The sequence below is a fragment of the Ancylobacter sp. Lp-2 genome, from assembly GCF_020523795.1.
In the GTDB taxonomy this organism is placed as follows: Bacteria; Pseudomonadota; Alphaproteobacteria; order Rhizobiales; family Xanthobacteraceae; genus Ancylobacter.
Window position 1 is genome coordinate 115,128 of record NZ_JAJALI010000008.1, and the last position, 20,951, is coordinate 136,078.

The window sequence follows — 20,951 nt, forward strand, 5'->3', positions numbered from 1 at the left end:
CGTGCTGTGGGGGACCAGAAGGCCCGTGACCGCCTGCGCGACGAAGTGGGGCAGCTCTCCGAGGGGGGCAGGTCTTCGCTTCCCCCGCCGGTCGCCGTCCCGCGAAGAATCGGGTGAGGGGACGGCCAGAAAACTCGGCGCGGTTCAGCTTGGGCGGTCCTAGACAGGGCCAAGTCCCCCGTTCTCCGGGGGAGGACGCGGCGCCCGGACGATCGGACGGAGCCAGCCCTCAGGCGATGGCGCAGCTGTGGATCGCCATCACCTGCCAGCCCGCCGCGCCGCGTCGCCACACGCGGCTGAAGCGCAGTGCCGCCGTGAAGGGCGCGCCGCCGGCGATGCCCTCGGCGTCGACGCGCAGCACCGTGTGGGCCGTATGGGCGTCGAGGAGGCGGATGCCGAGCTCGGAGAAGTCGGTCCGGCTCAGCTTGAGCGCGCCGGAGCGGTGCAGGTCGAGGTCGTCCTGCTTGTTCAGCACATGGCCAACGAAATTCACGAACACCAGATCGTCGGCCAGCAGGGCGTCGAGGGCGGCGACGTCACCGGCGAGCGCCGCGCGGCGGAGGCGCTCCTCCGCTGCCGCGATCTCCTCGACGGCCGCCGCCTCGCTCATGCGAAGCGGCCGTGGCAGTGCTTGTACTTCAGGCCGGAGCCGCAGGGGCAGGCCTCGTTGCGGCCAACCCGGCCCCAGCTCGCCGGATCGCTGGGGTCGCGCGCCGGCTCGGCCGGGGCGAGCGTCGCCGCGTCGAAGCTCTCGCCGGCCAGCTGGGCGAACTCGTCCTCGCCGGTGGCGGCGTCGATGTGGTGCGCACTCATCATCGGCGGCTCCTCCGGCGGCGGCGTGGTCATGATCTCCACCCGCATCAGCTGGGCGGTGACCGCCTCGCGCAGGCTGGACAGCATGGCCTCGAACAGCTGGAAGGCCTCGGACTTGTACTCGTTGAGCGGGTCGCGCTGGGCATAGCCGCGCAGGCCGATCACCTGGCGCAGATGGTCGAGGGTGACGAGATGCTCGCGCCAGAGATGGTCGAGCGTCTGCAGCAGGATCGACTTCTCGACATAGCGCATGATCTCGGGGCCGTATTTGGCCGCCTTCGCCGCCATCGCCTCGTCGGCGCGCTGCTGGATGCGGTGGCGCAGCTCCTCGTCGGCGATGCCTTCCTCATGGCCCCAGTCGACCACCGGCAAATCGAGGCCGAGCACGTTGCGCAGCTGCTCCTGCAGCCCGGCGGTGTCCCACTGCTCGGGATAGGCGGTGGGCGGCACGTGCTTGGTGACGATGTCCTCGATGACGCCGTGGCGCATCTCGACCACCGTCTCGGCGACGTCCTCGTCCTGCATCAGCTCGACGCGCTGCTCGAACACCACCTTGCGCTGGTCGTTCATCACGTCGTCGTATTTCAGGAGGTTCTTGCGGATGTCGTAGTTGCGCGCCTCGACCTTCTGCTGCGCCTTCTCCAGCGCGCGGTTGATCCAGGGATGGACGATGGCCTCGCCCTCCTTGAGGCCGAGCTTCTGCAGCATGCCGTCGAGCCGGTCCGACCCGAAGATGCGCATCAGGTCGTCTTCCAGCGACAGGAAGAAATGCGAGTGGCCGGGGTCGCCCTGGCGGCCGGAGCGGCCGCGCAGCTGGTTGTCGATGCGGCGGCTCTCGTGGCGCTCGGTGCCGATGACGTAGAGGCCGCCGGCTTCCAGCGCCTTCTTCTTCAGCCGCGCGATTTCGTCGCGGATCGACTGCTCGGCGCTGACGCGCTGCTCGCCTTCCGGCAGGTCGGCGAGCTCGTGGGAGATGCGCATCTCCGCATTGCCGCCGAGCTGGATGTCGGTGCCGCGGCCGGCCATGTTGGTGGCGATGGTGATGGCGCCGGGCACGCCGGCCTGGGCGACGATGTAGGATTCCTGCTGGTGGTGGCGGGCATTCAGCACCGCGAACACCTTGTCGTCGGCCTTGCCCTGGTCGCCGTCATAGAGCGGGCGGAAGGCGTCCGGGTCGCTGAAGTCCTTCTGCTTGAAGCCGCGCTGCTTGAGCAGTTCGGCCAAAAGCTCGGACTTCTCGATCGAGGTGGTGCCGACCAGCACCGGCTGGCCGCGCGTCTTGCAGTCGGCGATCAGCTCGATGATGGCGTTGTATTTCTCGTTTGCGGTCCGGTAGACCTCGTCATCGTCGTCGACGCGCTTGACCGGCAGGTTGGTCGGGATCTCGACGACCTCGAGATTGTAGATGTCCTGGAATTCCGCCGCCTCGGTGTTCGCCGTGCCGGTCATGCCGGCCAGCTTCTCGTACATGCGGAAATAGTTCTGGAAGGTGATCGAGGCCAGCGTCTGGTTTTCCGGCTGGACCTGCACGCGCTCCTTGGCTTCCAGCGCCTGGTGGAGGCCTTCCGAATAGCGGCGGCCCGGCATCATGCGACCGGTGAACTCGTCGATGATGACCACCTCGTCATTGCGGACGATGTAGTCCTTGTCGCGCTGGAACAGCGTGTGGGCGCGCAGGGCCTGGTTGACGTGGTGCACGACGGAGACGTTCTCGACGTCGTAGAGATTGTCGCCCTTGAGCAGGCCGGCGTCGCGCAAGAGGGTCTCGATCTTCTCCATGCCCTCTTCGGTCATGGCCACCGAGCGCTGCTTCTCGTCGACCGTGTAGTCCTCCTTCGACAGCTTGGGGATATAGGTGTCGATGGTGTTGTAGAAGTCCGAACGGTCGTCGAGCGGGCCGGAGATGATCAGCGGCGTACGCGCCTCGTCGACCAGGATCGAATCGACCTCGTCGACCACGGCGTAGAAGTGCGGACGCTGGACCATCTGCGCGAGGTCGTACTTCATATTGTCGCGCAGATAGTCGAAGCCGAGCTCGTTGTTGGTGGCGTAGGTGACGTCGCAGGCATAGGCCTCGCGGCGCTCATTGTCGTCCATGCCGTGGACGATGATGCCGGTGGTCAGCCCGAGGAAGCCGTAGACGCGGCTCATCCATTCGGCGTCGCGGCGGGCGAGGTAGTCGTTGACGGTGACGACGTGGACGCCCTTGCCGGCCAGCGCGTTGAGATAGACCGGGGCGGTGGCGACCAGCGTCTTGCCCTCGCCGGTGCGCATCTCGGCGATGCCGCGCTCGTGCAGCACCATGCCGCCGATCAGCTGTACGTCGAAATGTCGCTGGCCGAGGGCGCGCCGGGCCGCCTCGCGCGCGGTGGCGAAAGCCGGGACGAGCAGATCGTCGAGGCTGGCGCCGTTGGCCAATTGCTCCCGGAACTGCGCGGTGCGGGCGCGCAGTTCCTCGTCGGTCAGCTTCAGCAGCTCCGGTTCGAGCGCGTTGATGGCGGCGACTTTCGGCTGGTAGCCGCGCACGCGGCGGTCATTGGCCGATCCGAAGAGCTTTCGCGCGAGAGCGCCGAACATGAGGCTTCCAATCCGTTCCCGCCAAGTCGGAGAACGAAGCGCGGCGGTGACGGGCCGCCGGCCCCGTGTAATGCAGGCTCCCGCCGGCCGGGAGCGCGAGCAAATTCACTGTGCCGGTTCACCGAAACCCCTTTTGCGGCCGAAATGGGTCTTTCGAGAGAGGCCGGCACACATCGCAAACGGTCGTCAGCGTCACAAAGACGCGAGCGGCCGGAAGGCTTCGCGGTGCGTGCCACACTTATGAACGGGTTTGGGGGTTGTCAATCGCAGGCGCGAGGCCCTTTTTCATGCCGGTTCGGGGAAGGGGGGCGCTTGCAACCGACCCCGTTCCGGGCCAGCTTTCGCCCGCCCGTATCGCGGACAACCGCAAACCTGCGAGGAACGCTTTCCATGACCCCCACCCGTCCGCACGCCGCCAAGGCGCCGATCCGCGCGCGCGCCCTGATGGGCGCCGGTGCGCTCGCCCTGATCCTCGGCGCCGCGCTCCTGCTGCCGGGCGCCCCCGCGCAGGCGCAGACCGCGCCCGCGGCCCCGGCTCAAGCGGCCCCGGCGACGCCCGCGCAGCCTGACGACACCGTGCTCGCCACCGTCAACGGCACGCCGATCACCCGCGCCGACGTCAATGCCGCGGCCGTCGAGCTCGGCCCCAACCTGCCGCCGCAGATCCAGGGCCCGGCGCGCGACGAATATGTGCTCGGTTTCCTCATCGACCTCACCGCCATGGCGCAGGCCGCCGAGGCGCAGAAGCTCGACGAGACCGCGGACTTCAAGCGCCAGCTCGACTTCATCAAGAAGCGGGTGCTGATGCAGGCGGCGCTGGAGCAGGCGGCGAAGGCCGCTTTGACCGATGCGGCGCTGAAGCAGACCTATGAAGAGGCGCTGAAGCAGCAGAAGCCGGAAGAGGAAGTGCATGCGCGCCACATCCTGTTCCGCGCTGATCCGAACGACAAGGCGGCCTCCGAGGCGGCTGAGAAGAAGGCCAAGGACGTCGAGGCGCGGCTGAAGAAGGGCGAGGATTTCGCCAAGCTCGCCGGCGAGCTGACCGAGGATCCCTCGGGTAAGAAGGATGGTGGCGATCTCGGCTTCTTCACCAAGGACCAGATGGTGCCGGAATTCGCCGAGAAGGCCTTCTCCATGAAGCCCGGCGACGTTTCCGACCCGGTGAAGACCCAGTTCGGCTGGCACGTCATCAAGGTGGAGGAGAAGCGCGAGAAGCCGCTGCCGACCTTCGACGAGGTGAGGCCGCAGATCGAGCAGTATCTGGTGCAGAAGGCGCAGGCCGAGACGGTGCAGAAGACCCGCGACGCCGCCAAGGTGGAGAAGACCGCCGCGGCGCCCAAGCCTGCCGACCTCGTCGCCCCGCCGGCCGGCACGCCGGCCCCCGCGGATGCGCCCAAGCCGGCGCAGTGAGGTGCGCGGGGCTGGCGGTGCCGGCTCCGCAACCATCTGAGATGCAGGAAGAGGCCGTCCGGTTTGCGCCGGGCGGCCTCTTTCATTCCTGCGGCGCTGTCGGGGCTCGCTCAGCGACGACGCATGCCATGGACGATCTGGTGCACGGCGACGGTGATCGCCTCGACATCGTCCTCCACGCGGTCGGTCAGCAGCCGCGCCCAGACATAGCCGCCGACGATATCGACGGTGGTGTCGAGGTCGACGGCCGGGTCGAGCTCGCCGCGCAGGTGGGCGCGGTCGAACACCACCGCGACATGGTGCCGCCGCTCGGCGAGGAAATCGCGCAGCGCGACGAGCGCTGCCGGATCGGACTGTGCTTCCGCAATGATGGAGCGGAAGGCGCCGCCGGCCGGGGTCTCCCGCCAGAATCGCGAGATGGTGCGGATCATCGCGCTCAGGTCGCCCTCGAGGGTGCCGGTGGCGTCCTCGGCGAGTTCGAGCTTCTGGCGGGCATAGACGTCGAGCAGCAGTGCCGCCTTGCTGCTCCACCAGCGATAGATGGTCGGCTTGCCGGCGCCGGCGCGCTTGGCCACTCCCTCAATGGAGAAGCCGGCATAGCCGCGCTCGGCGAGCAGGGCCTCGGCAGCGTCGAGAATGGCCTCGGAGGCGGCCTTGCTGCGGCGCGGGCCGGCGGAAACGCGCGAGGGGGCGTCCGGCGGTCCCGGGCTTGCGACCGTGGCGGCCGGGGCGCTCTTGCGGGGGCTCTCTTCGGGAATGGGTACATCTTTCATGGAGGAGAGCTCTGGCTGCAGGTTGGTATTGCGAGGTGCGTGGAGTGTAGGGCCGGATGGGCTCATTGACAAAACGATACGGATCGTTTTAATAAACGAAACGTTCCGTTTTGTCATAGTGCTGTCATGTCCACCGCCCCGAACTTCTCCCGCTCGCGTTTCACCCTCGCGGTGACACTCGCCACCTATCCGCTGATGACCATCCTGATCTATGCCGTGATCGCGTTCACGCCGGAGTGGCCGATCTGGCTGCGCACCATGCTGGTGGAGCCGATCATTTCCGCCGCCATGGTCTGGGTGCTGGCTCCCACCATTCGCGGCGTGCTGCGCGTCTGGCTGCATCCCTGAACGGCGCGGCGGCACCACGAGCCACCGGCTCGTCAGGACGTGGCCTTTCGAACGTCTTGCGGATGTCGTGCGCATCGGGCACATCGGTTCGGTCTTCCTTCCCGCCCGAGATGTCCCCATGGCCCACGCTGCTCCCGTCTCACCGCTCGCGCCCAAGACCACGCCGGATGTCGGCCCCGTCGAGGGCGTGCGCTTCGCCACCGCCGTGGCGGGCATCCGCTACAAGGGCCGTACCGACGTGCTGCTGCTGGCGCTCGATGCCGGTACCACGGTGGCGGGGGTGTTCACCAAGTCGAAATGCCCCTCGGCGCCGGTGGAATGGTGCCGAGCCAACCTGCCCGGCGGCCTCGCGCGCGGGCTGGTGGTGAACTCCGGCAATGCCAACGCCTTCACCGGCGCGAAGGGCCGCGAGTCCACTGCGCTGACCGCGAAGATCGCCGCCAAGGCGCTGGGCTGCGCGGAGAGCGAGATCTTCCTCGCCTCCACCGGCGTGATCGGCGAGCCGCTCGACGCGACGAAATATGAGGGCGTGCTCGACGAGACGGCGACCCGTCTCGCGCCGCTGCCGTGGATCGACCCGGCGCGGGCGATCATGACCACCGACACCTTCCCCAAGCTGGCCACCGCTACCGCCAAGATCGACGGCGTGAGCGTGACCATCGCGGGCATCGCCAAGGGCGCCGGCATGATCGCGCCGGACATGGCGACCATGCTGTCCTTCGTGTTCACCGATGCGCCGATCGATGCGCGAGCGCTGCAGGCGCTGCTGTCGCGCGGGGTGACTGACAGCTTCAACGCGGTGACCATCGACGGCGACACCTCGACCTCCGACACGCTGATGCTGTTCGCCACCGGCGCGGCGGAAAAGCGCGGTGCCCCGCGCATCGCCGAGGGTTCCGACCGGCGGCTGGCCTCGTTCCGCAAGGTGCTGACCGCCGTGCTGGCCGACCTCGCCGAGCAGGTGGCCCGCGACGGCGAGGGCGCGCGCAAGCTGGTGAAGATCGAGGTGACCGGCGCTACCTCCAAGCGCTCGGCGCGGCGCATCGCCATGTCGATCGCCAATTCGCCGCTGGTGAAGACGGCGGTGGCCGGCGAGGACGCCAATTGGGGCCGCATCGTCATGGCGGTCGGCAAGGCCGGCGAGCCGGCCGAGCGCGACCGGCTGTCGATCTCGTTCGGCGGCATCCGCGTCGCCCATGAGGGAGCGCGCGACCCGTCGTATGATGAAGCGCAGGTCTCGGCCTACATGAAGAACGATGTCATCGACATTCAGGTCGATATCGGCCTCGGCAACTCGTCCGACCGGGTGATGACCTGCGATCTCACCAAGGAATATGTCGCCATCAACGGCGACTACCGTTCCTGAGGTCGGCGCCATGAAGCTCGTTCTCGTCGCCGCCTGCGCGCTCGTCGATGCCGACGGGCGCGTGCTGCTCGCCCAGCGGCCGGAGGGCAAGCAGCTTGCCGGCCTGTGGGAGTTTCCCGGCGGCAAGGTCGAGCCCGGCGAGCGGCCGGAGGACTGCCTGATCCGCGAGCTCCACGAGGAACTCGGCATCGTGGTGAAGGAGCCATGCCTGGCGCCGCTTACCTTCGCCAGCCATACCTATGAAAGCTTCCAGCTGCTGATGCCCTTGTGGATCTGCCGGCGCTGGGAAGGCCAGGTGCACGGTCGCGAGGGCCAGAAGCTCGCTTGGGTGCGGGCGGGCCGGCTGCGCGACTACCCGATGCCGCCGGCCGACGAGCCGCTGGTCCCGGTGCTGCTCGATTTGCTCGGGCCGGGGCGGGACTAGGCGTCCGAGCCCGGCAATTTGTGCTCGGCGGCTTTGAGCACGTCGGCGAGGCGGGTCTTGGCGGAGCCGGGGCGCAGCGGCTGCTGCTGGCTCTCATGCGGCGCCCAGCCGGAAATCCAGGCAATCTCGAAAGTCGCCCGCAGCCGCCCGTCCGGGTCGGCGAAGCGCTCGGTATAGACCTCGAACAGCCGGGCCAGCGTCGCGCGGCGCAGCGGCGCCCGCCGGCGGTCGCTGAGCGGGTTGGCGGCGCCCATGCGGCGCAGATCGTTCATCAGCGCCAGCGGGTGGTCGTAGCGCACCACTACCCGGTCGACATCGGTGACCGGCAGGGCGAGGCCGGCGCGCTGGACGAGGCCGCCGAGGTCGCGCAGATCGGCGAAGGGGGCGACGCGCGGCGAGATGCCGCCGGTGGTGTCGCTCTCGGCGATGGCGAAGGCCTCGCGCAGCTCGGCGAGCGTGCCGGCGCCGAACAGGCAGGCGAGCAGCAGCCCGTCCGGCCGCAGCGCGCGGCGGATCTGGGCGAGTACGCCCGGCAGGTCGTTCACCGTCTGCAGCGCCAGGGCGGAGACCACGAGATCGAGCGAGGCGGCGCCGAAAGGCGGCATCTCGATGTCGGCGGCGGCGTCGTTATCGGCGCGCTCCGGCGGGCCGAAGGCGAAGAGCCGGCCGATCATCGGCGCGGCCGACAGTGCCCGGGCGAGGGCGGCGGTCGGGGTGCCGAGATCGGCGGCGACCGCGAATTGACGGTTCACCGCGCCGAGTCGGTCGGCGAGGTCCTCGACGACGCGGTCGAGCAGGAAGGTTTCCGCGCCGAGCGCCAGCGCCCGCCGTCGCCGGGCGGCGAGGGTGCGGGCATCGAAGATCTGATGGGGGCCGGATGAGTCGGGGGCAGGCATGGCAGGCTCCTCGACCTTGCCATAGGCCGATGCGGGCACGGGGTCAAAGCACGCGGCCGGGAGCCGCGGTGGCGGCCCAACGGCCGGCCGGTGCCTCGGCGATATTGTTCTCCGATGACGGTGGTCGCCGTCCGGCTGGGGCGCGGGGATGCCGCCGGCGAATGGTGGGGAGAAAATTCCGCAACGCCAACAGGTTGAAGAACGGATTCCTCACAGTCATCCTTCGTCCGGCGTCCGAACTCATCTAGGATGGGGGGATGGAGCAGGTCGCGCCCGCACGCTTGCATGTCCACAGGCTCACCGGCGCTCTGGCGCGGGCGGGGCGCGGGACGCTGCGCGCGCTCGGCACCGTCGGCCGGGCCGGGCTCGACTATGCGCTGCCGCCCACCTGCATGGCCTGCGCGCGCGCCGTGAGCGAGCCGGGCGGGCTATGCGCCGGCTGCTGGAGGCGGCTCGATTTCATTTCTGCGCCACTGTGCGAACGGCTCGGCGTGCCGCTGCGCGAGGGCGAGAGCCGGCTGTCGGCGGCGGCGCTGGACCATCCGCCCGCCTATGGACGGGCGCGGGCGGCGGTGTGCTTCGGCGAGGTGGCGCGCGACCTGGTGCACGGCCTCAAATATGCCGACCGTACCGATCTCGCCGATCCGCTGGCCGGTCTGATGGCGCGGGCGGGAGCGGAACTGACCGGCGGCGCCGACGCACTGGTGCCGGTGCCGCTGCATCCGCGCCGGTTGTTCAAGCGCCGCTTCAACCAGTCGGCGCTGCTGGCGCTCGGCGTCGAGCGGCGCAGCGGGGTGCCGATGCGACCGGGCTGGCTGGCGCGCACCAGGGCGACGACGCCCCAAGTCGGCCTCGACCGAGCGGCGCGGGCCGGCAACGTCGCCGGCGCCTTCGAGGTGCCCGAGGCGGCGCGCGGCGAGGTGACGGGGCGACGCATCGTATTGGTCGACGACGTGCTGACCACCGGGGCGACCATCGACGCCTGCGCCAAGGCTTTGCTGCGCGCCGGGGCGGAACGGGTGGACGTGCTGGTGTTCGCGCGGGTTGTTGACGGAACGACGACGCCCATATCATAGATCGATGGGCCTGCGCGCGGCGAGCGGGCGGGCCTGCGGGAGGAATGCCATGGCGCAGATCGAGATCTACACCACCTATACCTGCCCTTATTGCCACGCCGCCAAGGATCTGTTGAAGCGCAAGGGCGCCTCCTTCTCCGAGATCAACGTCGCGGGCGATCCGGTGATGCGCTCCACCATGTCCGGTCGCGCCGGCGGCCGCACCAGCGTGCCGCAGATCTTCATCGACGGGAAGCATGTCGGCGGCTGCGACGACCTCTACGCCCTCGACGAGGCCGGCGAACTCGATCCGCTGCTTGCCTCCTGACCTCAGCTCGCCTCCAACCGAGTTCCGACCATGACCGCTTCCGCTGCCGACGCCACCTCCCGACCGCTGCATCTCGGCGCGCCCTTCAAGGCGGCGCTGGTGCAGATGCGCACCGCCAAGAGCGTCGCGGCCAATGTCGAGGCGGCGTCCGCGCTGATCCGCGCGGCGGCGGCCGACGGGGCGGGCTATGTGCAGACGCCGGAGATGACCGGCACCATGGAAGAGAACCGGCAGGCGCTGTTCGCCAATCTGCACGAGGAGGAGACCGACCCGGCGCTTGCCGCCTTCCGCGCGCTCGCCAAGGAGCTCGGCATCCACCTGCATATCGGCTCGCTGGCGATCAAGGCGGGCTCGCACCGCGCGGCCAACCGTTCGTTCCTGATCGGGCCGGATGGCGCGATCGTCGCCCGCTACGACAAGATCCATATGTTCGACGTCGACCTGCCCAATGGCGACGTCTACCGCGAATCCGAAGCCTATCGGCCCGGCGAGATCGCCGTGCATGCCGAGCTGCCGGAGATCCGCGTCGGCCTGACCATCTGCTACGACCTGCGCTTCCCGGCACTGTTCCGCGCGCTGGCGGAATCAGGCGTGGGCCTGCTCACCGTGCCAGCCGCCTTCACCAAGACGACCGGCGAGGCGCATTGGCACGTCCTGCTCCGCGCCCGCGCCATCGAGACCGGCTCCTTCGTGCTGGCGGCGGCGCAGGGCGGCTTGCACGAGAATGGCCGCGAGACCTTCGGCCATTCGCTGATCATCGACCCATGGGGCCGGATTCTCGCCGAGGCGGGCACCGAGCCGGGCTTCATCGCGGCGATGATCGACCCGTCCGAGGTGGGCGCGGCGCGCCGGCGGATTCCCTCGCTGGAGAACGGGCGGCGCTTCGAGCTTTTGTCCGAGCCTGGCAGCGGCCGGCTGCATCTAGCGGCATCCGGTCCGGCGCCGGCGGGAGACGCGGCATGATTCTCTATTCGCTCAGCTGCGAGAAGGAGCACCCTTTCGACAGTTGGTTCCGCGATTCGGCCGCCTATGACGCGCAGAAGGCGCGCGGGCTGGTGACCTGCCCGAGCTGCGGCTCGAGCAAGGTGGAGAAGGCGTTGATGGCGCCGTCGCTGGGGGCCGGCACGCGCAAGCGCGACGAGGAGGCGCCGCCCGCCCCGTCACCCGAGCCCATGGTGCCGGAGAAGGTCGCCATCCTGTCCGAGAAGGAGCAGGCGCTGCGTGCCATGCTGCGCGCCGTGCGCGAGCAGGTGGTGAAGAATTCCGACTATGTCGGCGAGGAATTCGCCACGCTCGCCCGGCAGATGCATGAGGGCGAGGTCGAGCAGCGCTCGATCTATGGCGAGGCCAGCTCCGAGGAAGTGCGCTCGCTGATCGAGGACGAGATCGAGGTGATGCCGCTGCCGAGCCTGCCGGACGAGCGGAACTGAGAGCGTCGGGGCCGCGATGGGCATCTTCATGAAGACGGCCTGCTTGGCGACGTGGGTCCTCGTGGCGGCATCCGCCGTCGCTCCGGTGCAGGCACAGACGGCGGCGCCCGCCCGGCCGCATCTCTATGAGCTGATCGCCCACGAACCCTATCGCAGCACCTGGAACCGGCTGATCGCGCCGGTGCTGAAGAACGACCGCTGGTTGAAGGGCGCCCGCGGCGTCTGGGTGCCGATGGCGCCGGTGCCGCTGAACGGCGTCCACGTCAGCATCTACGTGCTGTGCAAGCCGGCCAGCTGCGCGCAGGGCAAGATCAGCGCGCTCTTCGAGGCCGACGGGCGCCGGGCCTATGCCGCCTTCCACACCCCTGCCGGCACGCAGATACTCGGCACGCCGCCGATCGCGGAACATAGGGCGCTGCTGACAGCGCTCCACTAGCTGCGGAGAGCGGAGGCGGGTTCAGCCGCCGGCAGGCGTGGCCGGCGCGGCGATCGCCTTTGCGATTTCCGGCAGCAGACGGTTGCGCAGACCCTCGGCGTCGATGGGGCCGATATATTTGTAGGCGATGCGCCCGTCGCGGCCGATGACGAAGGTCTCCGGCACGCCGTAGACGCCCCATTCGATGGCGGCGCGCCCGTTCGCATCGACCCCCACCGCCGCATAGGGATTGCCGAAGGTGCCGAGGAAGCGGCGGGCGTTGCCGGCGTCGTCCTTGTAGTTGAGGCCGACGAGGCGGAAGCCGGGCATCCGCGACAGCTCCACGAGATGGGGATGCTCGTCGCGGCAGGGCACGCACCAGGAGGCGAAGACGTTCAGCACCGTCACCTCCCCCCTGCCGACCGCGCCGGCGGGCAGGCCGGGCACCGCGACGCCGTCGCGGGCGAGGCCTTCGAGCGGCGGCAGGTCGAGAGTCGGGGCAGGGCGGCCGATCAGCGCCGAGGGCAGGCGCGAAGGATCACCGGAGAACAGCCGGCCGTAGAACAGTGCCGCCAGCGCCAGGAACAGCACCAGCGGCACGAACAGCAGCAGGCGGCGGCGCAGCGGCGAGCGGGCGTCGGTGCCCGGGCTATCGGCCATCGCCGGTCCCCGGGCTGGAGCGGCGACGGATGCCGCGCGCTTCCATCGCCGCGAGCTGGCGGCGCACCGCGCGGCCATCGAACAGGATCCACAAGCCCAGCAGCGCGATGGAGACGGCGCTGGCCCCATAGGCGGCGGCGATGAAGAAGGCGTGGGTATCGGCCATCGGTTGGTCTCGCCCTATGCGTGCACGGCGTCGGCGGCGGTGCGCGCCTCGAGCACGCGGAGCCGGCGGCGCAGGATCTCGGTACGCATGGCGGCGAGATGCAACGCCAGCATCAGCAGGGTGAAGCCGAGCGCGGTGGCGAAGAGCGGCCACAACAGGCTCGGATGGATGCTCGGCCCGCCCATGCGGAACACCGAGGCCGGCTGGTGCAGCGTGTTCCACCAGTCGACCGAGAATTTGACGATCGGCACGTTGATGAAGCCGACCAGCGTCAGCACGGCGGCGGCGCGGCCGGCCTGGTTCGGGTCGTCGATCGCCGAGCGCAGCGCCAGCAGGCCGAGATAGAGCAGCAGCAGTACCAGCATGGAGGTGAGCCGCGCGTCCCATACCCAATAGGTGCCCCACATCGGCCGGCCCCAGAGCGAGCCGGTGACGAGACAGAGAAAGGCGAACAAAGCGCCGATAGGGGCGAGCGCCTTGTGGGCGACATCGGCCAGCGGGTGGCGCCAGACCAGGATGCCGAGCGAGGAGAGGGCGAGCAGCGAATAGCCGAGCATGGCGAGCCAGGCGAAGGGCACATGGATGTACATGATGCGCACCGTCTCACCCTGCTGGTAGTCGGCGGGTGCCCGGAAGGCGAGCACGAGGCCGATGGCCAGGGTGACGACGGCGGCGCCGGCAAGCCACGGCAGCACCCGCCCGGAAAGGGCGAGGAAACGGGTGGGGTTCGCAAGATCCATCAGCGCCATGGCGCGGTTCTAATCTGCCCCGGGCGGCCCGGCAACACGGCGAGGGTGCGGCGGAACGCGGCGGAACGCGGATGTGAACGCAGGGGCGGCCGGATCGAGGTGGGACAGTGCCCAGGGGAGGGTGCCGCCGCGGGCGGCGACGGAACGGAATATGAGGCCCGGCGTCCCGTCAGGCCGGGCCCGGCAACCGGGCGAAACCGTGCGGCGGAAGGCCAGAAGATCGCGTAACGTCATGTGGTGACTGGGGAAACGCTCTGGCAGCTTCCACTTGAGCTCCCGTGTCCATGGTGGCATCAGGGGAGCGACGGTCATTCCCGTCGCCGCTTGTAACGTCGTCGTGAGACCCCCGTCCCGCGCCATGTCCGGGCCACATCCGCCCGCTTGAACGGCGCCTCGATTCGAGGCTGGAGATTCGACCCCCGTGAAACGCGTCGCCCTTATCATGCTTGCGCTCGCCGCCTCCGCCGCCCTGCCGCCGGCGGGCGCCCAGGCCAAGACCACCGACGAGCAGATGCTGATGCTGGATCCTGCCGCGCGGGTGGAGCAGCGCTGCAATTCGCGCGGCATGGGCGAGATCGGCCGCGAGCACAAGGGCATGCATCCCGACGAGATGGTGGCCTACGCCTACGCCAATACCAAGCTGCACGACCAGCATCTGATCGCCTCGGGCGCGGCGGTGCGCAGCGGCAGCACGTGGTACCACCTGTCCTATAGCTGCGAGACTGCCAATGACGGGATGGACATCAAGTCCTTCTCCTACAAGCTCGGCGAGGCGATCCCCCGTTCTGAGTGGGACGCGCATTATCTGGTGGCGCCGTAGGCCGGCGCCGGAGATCTGATGGCGCCGGCAGTCGGTGCCCCAGGCGCGCGATCCCGCGCTTTCCTTGACTTTGCCGCACTCGGCGGTTAGTACCCCGACATTCTCGCAAGATCCGCGAGCCGTTCCACCGCCCGGTCCCAGAGGCCGGAGGTCCACGCCCGACAGCGCGATGCGCCCTCGGGCGCGTTCGGCTTTGCGTGGTCTCCGGCGTGAAAATGGAGCCCGAACGCATGTTCGATTCACTGAGCGACCGCCTTGGCGGCATACTCGACCGGCTTAAGAAGCGCGGCGCCCTCACCGAGGCCGACGTCGGCGAAGCCATGCGCGAGGTGCGCCGGGCGCTGATCGAGGCCGACGTGGCGCTCGACGTGGTGCGCTCGTTCACGGACAAGGTGCGTACGCGCGCGGTCGGCTCCGAGGTGGTGAAGTCGGTCACCCCCGGCCAGATGGTGGTGAAGATCGTCCATGACGAGCTCATCGCCATGCTCGGCTCCGACGCCAAGCCGATCGACCTCGAGGCCGCCCCGCCGGTGCCGGTGCTGATGGTCGGCCTGCAGGGCTCGGGCAAGACCACCTCCACCGCCAAGATCGCCAAGCGCCTGAAGGACCGTGCCGGCCGCAAGGTGCTGATGGCCTCGCTCGATACCCGCCGCCCGGCGGCGATGGAGCAACTGGCCACGCTCGGCAAGCAGGTCAGCGTCGACACGCTGCCGATCGTCGTCGGCCAGTCGGCGGTGCAGATCGCCCGTCGCGCCATGGAGGCCGCCCGGCTCGGCGGCTTCGACGTCGTCATGCTCGACACCGCCGGCCGCGTCACCCTCGACGAGGCGCTGATGGCGGAAGTGGCCGAGGTGAAGGCCGCGACCAACCCGCACGAAGTGCTGCTGGTCGCCGATAGCCTCACCGGCCAGGACGCGGTGAACACCGCCAAGGCCTTCGATGCCCGCGTCGGGCTGACCGGTATCGTGCTGACCCGCGCCGATGGCGACGGGCGCGGCGGCGCCGCGCTCTCCATGCGCGCCGTCACCGGCAAGCCGATCAAGCTGGTCGGCACCGGCGAGAAGATGGATGCGCTGGAGGATTTCGATCCCCGCCGCATTGCCGGCCGCATCCTCGGCATGGGCGACGTCGTCTCGCTGGTCGAGAAGGCGGTCGAGAACATCGACGCCGAAAAAGCGATGGCCGCCGCCGAGCGGATGCGCAAGGGCAATTTCGATCTGGAAGACCTGCGCATGCAGCTCGAGCAGATGGAAAAGCTCGGCGGCCTCGGCGGGCTGATGGGCATGCTGCCCGGCATCGGCAAGCTGAAGAACCAGATGGCCAGCGCCAATCTCGACGACAAGGTGATCCGCCGCCAGAAGGCGATCATCGATTCGATGACCCGCAAGGAACGGCGCAATCCCAAGGTGCTCGACGCCTCGCGCCGCAAGCGTATCGCCGCCGGTTCCGGCACCAAGGTCGAGGACGTCAACAAGCTGATGAAGATGCACCGCCAGATGGCGGACATGATGAAGGCGATGGGTGCCTCGGCCGGCGGCAAGCGCGGCGGACCGATGGCCGGCCTCGCCAACATGTTCGGTCTCGGTGGCGGCATGCCGAAGCCCGAAGACCTCGCCAAGCTCGCCGAGAAGATGCCCGGCGGGCTCGGAGGTCTGGGCGGAGGCGGGCTTCCTGCGAAATTCCCCGGCAACCTTCCCGGTCTTCCAGGCGGGATGCCGGGCCTCGGCAACAAGCCGGGCGGGCTTCCGGGCCTGCCGGGCTTCCCGCCGAAGAAGAAGTGAGATCGACGCCGGCACGCCGCCGGTTCGGAAATTGAAGACTGAATTGAAGACTGAAAGGAAAGACCAATGTCCCTGAAGATCCGTCTCGCCCGCGGTGGCGCCAAGAAGCGTCCCTACTACCGCATCGTCGTCGCCGATTCGCGCTCCCCGCGCGATGGCCGCTTCATCGAGAAGATCGGCACCTTCGATCCGCTGAAGCCGAAGGACGCCGCCGACCGCTTCGTGCTCGACACCGAGAAGGCCAAGGCCTGGCTCGCCAAGGGCGCGCAGCCGACCGACCGCGTCGCCCGCTTCCTCGATTCGCTGGATCTGGTGAAGCGCGAAGCCCGCAACAACCCCGAGAAGGCCGTGCCCGGCAAGAAGGCCCAGGAGCGCGCCGCCGCTGCCGCCAAGGCCGCCGAGGCCGCTGCCGCTTCGGCCGAGTGAGCCGAGCCTTTCCGGCTCCCGGCTTTTGGTGAATCTCGACCGCTCCCTTACCAAGGGAGTGGTCGAGATTCAGTTTTATGGTGGTTCGCGCTCGCGCGGCGGCCGCCGTGCCGGGCACGCTACGGGCGTGGCCGGTTTCTTATCTGCCGCCGACCAACCGGGGATCGCCCATGTCGACCGATCGCGTTCTCCTTGCCCGCATCGGCGCGCCACATGGCGTGCGCGGCGAGGTGCGCCTGTTCGTCTTCGCGCAGGACCCCGAATCGCTGTTCGACTATGGCGCGCTTACCGACGAGGCCGGCAAGCGCTGCTTCGAGATCGTTGCCATGCGCGCGGCCAAGGAGCATTTCGTCGCCCGCCTGAAGGGCGTCGACAGCCGCGAGGCGGCCGAGGCGCTCACCAATCAGGGCCTGTTCGTCGCGCGGGAAAATCTGCCGCCGCCGGATGAGGACGACGATTTTTACCACGCCGACCTGATCGGCCTTAACGCCATGACGGCGGAAGGCGAGAGCTTCGGCAAGGTGGTGGCGGTGCACGATTTCGGCGCTGGCGACATTCTCGAGATCGCCCGTCCGCAGGACGACGGCAAGCCCGGCGGCACGGTGATGCTGCCCTTCACCAAGGCGACGGTGCCGGTGGTCGACATCGCCGGCGGCCGCGTGGTGGTCGAGCCGGGCGAATGGGCCGTGGCGACCCGCAAGCCCGACGACGCCGACGAGGGGTAGTCCGCCATGTGGCGCGCCTCGGTCATCACCATCTTTCCCGACATGTTTCCCGGGCCGCTCGGCCTGTCGCTCGCGGGGCGGGCGCTGGGGCAGGGCGGCTGGGCGCTCGACACGGTCGATCCGCGCGACCAGGCGACCGACCGCCATCGCTCGGTCGATGACACGCCGGCCGGCGGCGGGCCGGGCATGGTGATGCGCGTCGACGTGCTGGCGCGGGCGGTGGATGCCGCGGCTCCCGAGGGTGACACCCGGCCGCGCCTCCTCATGACGCCGCGCGGCAAGCCGCTGACCCAGGCGCGGGTACGCGAGCTGGCGGCGGGGGAGGGGGTCGTGATCGTCTGCGGCCGCTTCGAGGGCGTGGACGACCGGCTGGTGGCGGCGCGCGGCCTGGAGGAGGTCAGCGTCGGCGACGTGGTGCTCTCTGGCGGCGAGATCGGCGCGCTGGTGCTGCTCGACGCCTGCGTGCGGCTGCTGCCCGGCGTGATGGGGCATCCGGAGTCGGGCACCGAGGAGAGCTTTTCCGCCGGCCTGCTGGAATATCCGCAATATACGCGGCCGCAGAGCTTCGAGGGGCTGGAGATCCCGGCCATCCTGTCGAGCGGCGATCACGGCAAGGTCGCGAAGTGGCGGCGCGAGCAGGCCGAGGCGGCGACGCGCGAGCGCCGGCCGGACCTATGGGCGGCGCAAAGCGGGCGGCGCGACGGCGGAAGAGGCTAATCCGCCGTTCTGCGAATAATGCATGACAAGCCGGCCAACATGGCGTATAGGGCGCGCCATCACTGTTCCAACTGAAAACAGCAAGAAGCGGACGGCCGGTGGCCGGCTTGGTCCGTAAGAGGTGATATCATGGTCGACATTATTGGGCAGCTCGACGCCGAGCAGGTCGAGAAGCTTTCCGCCGCCAAGGAAATCCCGGATTTCCAGCCCGGCGATACCGTCATCGTCAATGTGAAGGTGAAGGAAGGCGAGCGCTCGCGCGTTCAGGCCTATGAAGGCGTTGTGATCGCCCGTTCCGGCGGCGGCATCAACGAGAGCTTCACCGTCCGCAAGATTTCCTATGGCGAGGGCGTGGAGCGCGTGTTCCCGCTGTATTCGCCGAACATCGACAGCCTGAAGGTTGTCCGCCGCGGCAAGGTGCGTCGCGCGAAGCTCTATTACCTGCGCGACCGTCGCGGCAAGTCGGCCCGTATCGCCGAGCGCCAGGACAAGAACGCCGGCAAGGGCAAGAAGGGCGCGCCGGTCGCCGCTGAGTGACCCGCATCCTTCGCTAAACGGAACAGACGGAAAAGCCGGGGCTTGCCCCGGCTTTTTTGTTACGCGCGGCGGGGAGGCGGTCGTTCGGATACCCCGCCTGTGGAGGCGCGGGCCACTGCTGGCCTCGACCTGCCAACTTCGCTCCGCTCGGTGCTGATCAGCCTAGCGTCGATCCGGCGGCTGGCGGGCGTGAGAGGGCTGGCGATCATCGGCCGGACGTGCGGCCTGTCGTCGCTCGGGGGCGGGCACGCGGATGTCACGGGGAGAGGCGGGACGCGCGGCGGCCCCGCAGCCTTCGGGTGCCAGCGGCGGTCCGGTCAGCAATCCTTAATGTGGCGCACCTTGGTGCGGGTCTGCTGCTCGACGATCAGCGCGCCGTCCCCGAGGACGGCGGCCTGCATCACCGTGGCGAAGTCCGGCTGACGCTTCATCGGGCAGGTGATCAGCGCCGTTTCCACCTTCTCCATCTTCTCGGTCGGACGGATGGCGCCGAGGTCAACGCGGGTGCGGCTCTCCAGCGCCACCGCCATGACGCCGAAGGCGACGATCAAGGCGAAATCGCTCGGGCGCAGAGCGGCGAGGTCCATGGCGTTCCCTCTTCACGCCGTTGCTTCCCCATGCGGGGGAAGGGTGGAGCACGACGTTCAGGGTCATATTGATTTGACGTTAGGTTATTTCAACCGCTTTCAGCTGGGTGCTTGCTGTAATACTGTATACTATCAGCAGGCTGCTGACGGCGGTGCACTCACAACCCGTTGCAGGTGCATTGTTCAGCCGGCGGAAAGTTGCTAGAACAGTTCCATGATGAAGTCGGGCACGAGCGGAATTGTCGCACGTCGGATGGCGCGAGCCGTCGCGGATGGTTGCGATGTCGCGCGCCCGGAAGCCCGCCGCCGCCTGCCGACCACTATCGGTTTTGCCGCGGTGCCGGATCATGTGCGCCTTCCCGCACGGTTCTTCGGCCGCTTCACCGCCTGCGCGGTCGCTGGCCTTAGCTGAGCGCCGCCCGGAACCTCGCCACTCGGCGTCTCGCGTTCCCGGCCGTGCGCTGGTCTGCCTCAGGCCGATATTCGACCCTTCCGTTACAATTGCATCCAGCAGCCGAGGATGAGCATGTCCGCTCCCCGCACCCTGTACGACAAGATTTTCGAAGACCACATCGTCGACCGCCAGGAGGACGGCACCTGCCTCCTCTATATCGACCGCCATCTGGTGCATGAGGTCACCTCGCCGCAGGCCTTCGAGGGGTTGCGCGTCGCTGGCCGCAAGGTGCATGCGCCGGAGAAGACCCTCGCCGTGGTCGATCACAACGTGCAGACCAGCGACCGGCGCTTCGGCATCGAGGATCCTGAGAGCCGGATGCAGGTCGAGACGCTGGCCGAGAACACCCGCGACTTCGGCATCGAGTACTTCAACGAGCTCGACAAGCGGCAGGGCATCGTCCACGTGATCGGGCCGGAGCAGGGCTTCACCCTGCCGGGTACCACCATCGTGTGCGGCGACAGCCACACCTCGACGCATGGCGCCTTCGGTGCTCTGGCGCATGGCATCGGCACCTCGGAGGTAGAGCACGTGCTCGCCACCCAGACGCTGATCCAGAAGAAGAGCAAGAACATGCGCGTCACCGTCGACGGCAAGCTGCCCGACGGCGTGACGGCGAAGGATGTGACGCTCGCCATCATCGGCACCACCGGCACCGCCGGCGGCACCGGCTTCGTCATCGAATATGCCGGCGAGGTGTTCCGCAACCTGACGATGGAAGGCCGGATGACGGTCTGCAACATGTCGATCGAGGGCGGTGCCCGCGCCGGCATGGTGGCCCCCGACGAGACCACCTATGCCTATGTGAACGGCCGTCCGCGCGCGCCCAAGGGCGCCGCCTGGGATGCCGCCCGCCGCTACTGGGACACGCTGCGTACCGACGAAGGCGCCTTCTTCGACAAGGAAGTGCGGCTCGACGGCGCGGCGCTGCCGCCGATCGTCTCCTGGGGCACCAGCCCGGAGGACGTGATCTCGGTGGAAGGCCTGGTGCCCGATCCCGAGCTCATCGTGGACGAGGGCAAGCGCGAGGCGAAGAAGCGGGCGCTCCACTATATGGGCCTGTCCGCCGGCACGAAGATCACCGACATCGCCATCGACAAGGTGTTCATCGGCTCCTGCACCAATGCCCGTATCGAGGACCTGCGCGCCGCCGCCAAGATCGTCACCGGCTACACGGTGCGCGAGGGCGTGGCCGGCATGATCGTGCCGGGTTCCGGCCTGGTGAAGGAGCAGGCCGAGGCTGAGGGGCTCGACGCGATCTTCAAGGCGGCGGGCTTCGACTGGCGCGAGCCGGGCTGCTCGATGTGCCTCGCGATGAACGCCGACAAGCTCGGCCCGGAGGAGCGCTGCGCCTCCACCTCGAACCGCAATTTCGAGGGCCGGCAGGGCTTCAAGGGCCGCACCCACCTCGTTTCGCCGGCGATGGCGGCGGCGGCGGCGATCGCCGGCCGCTTCGTCGACGTGCGCAACTGGCGCTACGCGGGCTGAGGACGG

The 20,951-nt window shown here is 68.8% G+C and carries 25 protein-coding genes; 17 read left to right on the forward strand and 8 right to left on the reverse strand.

All coding sequences use genetic code 11. The features are described from left to right. Positions 1 to 229 precede the first annotated feature (229 nt). Complete coding sequence (locus tag LGR54_RS19265) at positions 230 to 610, reverse strand: nuclear transport factor 2 family protein (RefSeq protein WP_230363589.1); 381 nt, start codon at positions 608 to 610, stop codon at positions 230 to 232. Then, complete coding sequence (gene secA, locus LGR54_RS19270; RefSeq protein ID WP_230363590.1) at positions 607 to 3,390, reverse strand: preprotein translocase subunit SecA; 2,784 nt, start codon at positions 3,388 to 3,390, stop codon at positions 607 to 609. Before secA ends, LGR54_RS19265 begins: the two co-directional genes overlap by 4 nt. A gap of 390 nt (positions 3,391 to 3,780) precedes the next feature. On the opposite strand from secA, the gene LGR54_RS19275 reads away from it, so the two are divergent. After that, positions 3,781 to 4,800, forward strand: coding sequence for a peptidylprolyl isomerase (locus tag LGR54_RS19275; protein WP_230363591.1), 1,020 nt, complete (start codon positions 3,781 to 3,783; stop codon positions 4,798 to 4,800). Positions 4,801 to 4,910: 110 nt separating this feature from the next. Here the strand turns inward: LGR54_RS19275 and LGR54_RS19280 are convergent, their stop codons facing one another. Further along, entirely contained in the window at positions 4,911 to 5,573 is a 663-nt protein-coding gene (locus tag LGR54_RS19280; protein ID WP_230363592.1) for a TetR/AcrR family transcriptional regulator, read from the reverse strand. A 126-nt stretch (positions 5,574 to 5,699) separates the two neighbouring features. On the opposite strand from LGR54_RS19280, the gene LGR54_RS19285 reads away from it, so the two are divergent. The 3 genes from LGR54_RS19285 (at position 5,700) to mutT (ending at position 7,711) form a co-directional block, all read left to right on the forward strand. Further along, the gene (locus LGR54_RS19285; RefSeq protein ID WP_230363593.1) at positions 5,700 to 5,921 is read left to right on the forward strand and encodes a hypothetical protein; all 222 of its coding nucleotides are present in this window, start codon (positions 5,700 to 5,702) and stop codon (positions 5,919 to 5,921) included. A 118-nt stretch (positions 5,922 to 6,039) separates the two neighbouring features. Beyond that, positions 6,040 to 7,287 (forward strand): bifunctional glutamate N-acetyltransferase/amino-acid acetyltransferase ArgJ, encoded by a 1,248-nt coding sequence (gene argJ, locus LGR54_RS19290; protein ID WP_230363594.1) that lies wholly within the window; start codon positions 6,040 to 6,042, stop codon positions 7,285 to 7,287. A 10-nt stretch (positions 7,288 to 7,297) separates the two neighbouring features. Then, positions 7,298 to 7,711 carry an 8-oxo-dGTP diphosphatase MutT gene (gene mutT, locus LGR54_RS19295; protein ID WP_230363595.1) on the forward strand — a complete coding sequence of 138 codons (414 nt, stop codon included), beginning with the start codon at positions 7,298 to 7,300 and terminating at the stop codon, positions 7,709 to 7,711. Here mutT and LGR54_RS19300 read toward each other — a convergent pair. Beyond that, on the reverse strand, positions 7,708 to 8,607 hold the full coding sequence (locus tag LGR54_RS19300) for a methyltransferase domain-containing protein (RefSeq protein WP_230363596.1): 900 nt from the start codon (positions 8,605 to 8,607) through the stop codon (positions 7,708 to 7,710). The two genes, mutT and LGR54_RS19300, sit on opposite strands and share 4 nt — an antisense overlap. A 257-nt stretch (positions 8,608 to 8,864) precedes the next feature. Between LGR54_RS19300 and LGR54_RS19305 the strand changes: the two genes are divergently transcribed. Genes LGR54_RS19305 through LGR54_RS19325 form a run of 5 tightly spaced genes read left to right on the forward strand, consistent with a single transcriptional unit; the run spans position 8,865 to position 11,856 of the window. Then, complete coding sequence (locus tag LGR54_RS19305) at positions 8,865 to 9,683, forward strand: ComF family protein (protein WP_230363597.1); 819 nt, start codon at positions 8,865 to 8,867, stop codon at positions 9,681 to 9,683. Positions 9,684 to 9,732: 49 nt separating this feature from the next. Further along, positions 9,733 to 9,990: a glutaredoxin 3 gene (grxC, locus tag LGR54_RS19310; protein WP_230363598.1), complete on the forward strand. Its 258-nt coding sequence runs from the start codon at positions 9,733 to 9,735 to the stop codon at positions 9,988 to 9,990. 30 nt (positions 9,991 to 10,020) lie between these two features. Next, a complete protein-coding gene (locus LGR54_RS19315; protein WP_230363599.1) occupies positions 10,021 to 10,953 on the forward strand; it encodes a carbon-nitrogen hydrolase family protein in 933 nt (310 codons plus the stop codon). Continuing rightward, positions 10,950 to 11,420 carry a DUF1178 family protein gene (locus LGR54_RS19320; protein ID WP_230363600.1) on the forward strand — a complete coding sequence of 157 codons (471 nt, stop codon included), beginning with the start codon at positions 10,950 to 10,952 and terminating at the stop codon, positions 11,418 to 11,420. Before LGR54_RS19315 ends, LGR54_RS19320 begins: the two co-directional genes overlap by 4 nt. A gap of 43 nt (positions 11,421 to 11,463) precedes the next feature. Further along, on the forward strand, positions 11,464 to 11,856 hold the full coding sequence (locus tag LGR54_RS19325) for an Ivy family c-type lysozyme inhibitor (protein ID WP_230363601.1): 393 nt from the start codon (positions 11,464 to 11,466) through the stop codon (positions 11,854 to 11,856). Positions 11,857 to 11,877: 21 nt separating this feature from the next. Here the strand turns inward: LGR54_RS19325 and LGR54_RS19330 are convergent, their stop codons facing one another. The 3 genes from LGR54_RS19330 to LGR54_RS19340 are packed head-to-tail and all read right to left on the reverse strand — an operon-like array spanning position 11,878 to position 13,410. Continuing rightward, positions 11,878 to 12,495 (reverse strand): DsbE family thiol:disulfide interchange protein, encoded by a 618-nt coding sequence (locus tag LGR54_RS19330; protein WP_230363602.1) that lies wholly within the window; start codon positions 12,493 to 12,495, stop codon positions 11,878 to 11,880. Then, on the reverse strand, positions 12,485 to 12,661 hold the full coding sequence (ccmD, locus tag LGR54_RS19335; protein WP_230363603.1) for a heme exporter protein CcmD: 177 nt from the start codon (positions 12,659 to 12,661) through the stop codon (positions 12,485 to 12,487). Before ccmD ends, LGR54_RS19330 begins: the two co-directional genes overlap by 11 nt. A 14-nt stretch (positions 12,662 to 12,675) precedes the next feature. Beyond that, positions 12,676 to 13,410 carry a heme ABC transporter permease gene (locus LGR54_RS19340; RefSeq protein ID WP_230363604.1) on the reverse strand — a complete coding sequence of 245 codons (735 nt, stop codon included), beginning with the start codon at positions 13,408 to 13,410 and terminating at the stop codon, positions 12,676 to 12,678. Between the two features lie 421 nt (positions 13,411 to 13,831). On the opposite strand from LGR54_RS19340, the gene LGR54_RS19345 reads away from it, so the two are divergent. From LGR54_RS19345 to rplS, 6 genes are all read left to right on the forward strand, one after another. Further along, positions 13,832 to 14,230, forward strand: a complete 399-nt coding sequence (locus LGR54_RS19345) for a DUF930 domain-containing protein (RefSeq protein ID WP_230363605.1) — start codon at positions 13,832 to 13,834, stop codon at positions 14,228 to 14,230. A gap of 230 nt (positions 14,231 to 14,460) precedes the next feature. Then, positions 14,461 to 16,011, forward strand: a complete 1,551-nt coding sequence (gene ffh, locus LGR54_RS19350; RefSeq protein WP_230363606.1) for a signal recognition particle protein — start codon at positions 14,461 to 14,463, stop codon at positions 16,009 to 16,011. A 66-nt stretch (positions 16,012 to 16,077) separates the two neighbouring features. Beyond that, positions 16,078 to 16,437, forward strand: coding sequence for a 30S ribosomal protein S16 (rpsP, locus tag LGR54_RS19355; RefSeq protein WP_230363607.1), 360 nt, complete (start codon positions 16,078 to 16,080; stop codon positions 16,435 to 16,437). A 170-nt stretch (positions 16,438 to 16,607) separates the two neighbouring features. Beyond that, positions 16,608 to 17,162: a ribosome maturation factor RimM gene (gene rimM / locus LGR54_RS19360; RefSeq protein ID WP_230363608.1), complete on the forward strand. Its 555-nt coding sequence runs from the start codon at positions 16,608 to 16,610 to the stop codon at positions 17,160 to 17,162. 6 nt (positions 17,163 to 17,168) lie between these two features. Further along, entirely contained in the window at positions 17,169 to 17,879 is a 711-nt protein-coding gene (gene trmD / locus LGR54_RS19365; RefSeq protein WP_230363609.1) for a tRNA (guanosine(37)-N1)-methyltransferase TrmD, read from the forward strand. Between the two features lie 129 nt (positions 17,880 to 18,008). Further along, entirely contained in the window at positions 18,009 to 18,416 is a 408-nt protein-coding gene (rplS, locus tag LGR54_RS19370; protein WP_214006997.1) for a 50S ribosomal protein L19, read from the forward strand. A 317-nt stretch (positions 18,417 to 18,733) separates the two neighbouring features. On the opposite strand, the gene LGR54_RS19375 is transcribed toward rplS, so the two are convergent. Next, positions 18,734 to 19,003, reverse strand: a complete 270-nt coding sequence (locus tag LGR54_RS19375; RefSeq protein ID WP_230363610.1) for a hypothetical protein — start codon at positions 19,001 to 19,003, stop codon at positions 18,734 to 18,736. Between the two features lie 214 nt (positions 19,004 to 19,217). On the opposite strand from LGR54_RS19375, the gene LGR54_RS19380 reads away from it, so the two are divergent. Beyond that, positions 19,218 to 19,415: a hypothetical protein gene (locus LGR54_RS19380; protein ID WP_230363611.1), complete on the forward strand. Its 198-nt coding sequence runs from the start codon at positions 19,218 to 19,220 to the stop codon at positions 19,413 to 19,415. 114 nt (positions 19,416 to 19,529) lie between these two features. Next, entirely contained in the window at positions 19,530 to 20,945 is a 1,416-nt protein-coding gene (gene leuC, locus LGR54_RS19385; protein WP_230363612.1) for a 3-isopropylmalate dehydratase large subunit, read from the forward strand. The last annotated feature ends 6 nt before the right edge of the window (positions 20,946 to 20,951 follow it).

Coding starts and splice junctions, on each gene's coding strand:
- ffh (WP_230363606.1), top strand. CDS start 14,461: ATGTTCGATTCACTGAGCGACCGCCTTGGCGGCATACTCGACCGGCTT.
- rimM (WP_230363608.1), top strand. CDS start 16,608: ATGTCGACCGATCGCGTTCTCCTTGCCCGCATCGGCGCGCCACATGGC.
- LGR54_RS19300 (WP_230363596.1), bottom strand. CDS start 8,607: ATGCCTGCCCCCGACTCATCCGGCCCCCATCAGATCTTCGATGCCCGC.
- secA (WP_230363590.1), bottom strand. CDS start 3,390: ATGTTCGGCGCTCTCGCGCGAAAGCTCTTCGGATCGGCCAATGACCGC.
- LGR54_RS19380 (WP_230363611.1), top strand. CDS start 19,218: ATGATGAAGTCGGGCACGAGCGGAATTGTCGCACGTCGGATGGCGCGA.
- rplS (WP_214006997.1), top strand. CDS start 18,009: ATGGTCGACATTATTGGGCAGCTCGACGCCGAGCAGGTCGAGAAGCTT.
- LGR54_RS19340 (WP_230363604.1), bottom strand. CDS start 13,410: ATGGCGCTGATGGATCTTGCGAACCCCACCCGTTTCCTCGCCCTTTCC.
- LGR54_RS19265 (WP_230363589.1), bottom strand. CDS start 610: ATGAGCGAGGCGGCGGCCGTCGAGGAGATCGCGGCAGCGGAGGAGCGC.
- LGR54_RS19285 (WP_230363593.1), top strand. CDS start 5,700: ATGTCCACCGCCCCGAACTTCTCCCGCTCGCGTTTCACCCTCGCGGTG.
- LGR54_RS19320 (WP_230363600.1), top strand. CDS start 10,950: ATGATTCTCTATTCGCTCAGCTGCGAGAAGGAGCACCCTTTCGACAGT.
- leuC (WP_230363612.1), top strand. CDS start 19,530: ATGTCCGCTCCCCGCACCCTGTACGACAAGATTTTCGAAGACCACATC.
- LGR54_RS19305 (WP_230363597.1), top strand. CDS start 8,865: ATGGAGCAGGTCGCGCCCGCACGCTTGCATGTCCACAGGCTCACCGGC.
- trmD (WP_230363609.1), top strand. CDS start 17,169: ATGTGGCGCGCCTCGGTCATCACCATCTTTCCCGACATGTTTCCCGGG.
- argJ (WP_230363594.1), top strand. CDS start 6,040: ATGGCCCACGCTGCTCCCGTCTCACCGCTCGCGCCCAAGACCACGCCG.
- ccmD (WP_230363603.1), bottom strand. CDS start 12,661: ATGGCCGATACCCACGCCTTCTTCATCGCCGCCGCCTATGGGGCCAGC.
- LGR54_RS19275 (WP_230363591.1), top strand. CDS start 3,781: ATGACCCCCACCCGTCCGCACGCCGCCAAGGCGCCGATCCGCGCGCGC.
- LGR54_RS19280 (WP_230363592.1), bottom strand. CDS start 5,573: ATGAAAGATGTACCCATTCCCGAAGAGAGCCCCCGCAAGAGCGCCCCG.
- LGR54_RS19330 (WP_230363602.1), bottom strand. CDS start 12,495: ATGGCCGATAGCCCGGGCACCGACGCCCGCTCGCCGCTGCGCCGCCGC.
- LGR54_RS19375 (WP_230363610.1), bottom strand. CDS start 19,003: ATGGACCTCGCCGCTCTGCGCCCGAGCGATTTCGCCTTGATCGTCGCC.
- rpsP (WP_230363607.1), top strand. CDS start 16,078: ATGTCCCTGAAGATCCGTCTCGCCCGCGGTGGCGCCAAGAAGCGTCCC.
- grxC (WP_230363598.1), top strand. CDS start 9,733: ATGGCGCAGATCGAGATCTACACCACCTATACCTGCCCTTATTGCCAC.
- mutT (WP_230363595.1), top strand. CDS start 7,298: ATGAAGCTCGTTCTCGTCGCCGCCTGCGCGCTCGTCGATGCCGACGGG.
- LGR54_RS19315 (WP_230363599.1), top strand. CDS start 10,021: ATGACCGCTTCCGCTGCCGACGCCACCTCCCGACCGCTGCATCTCGGC.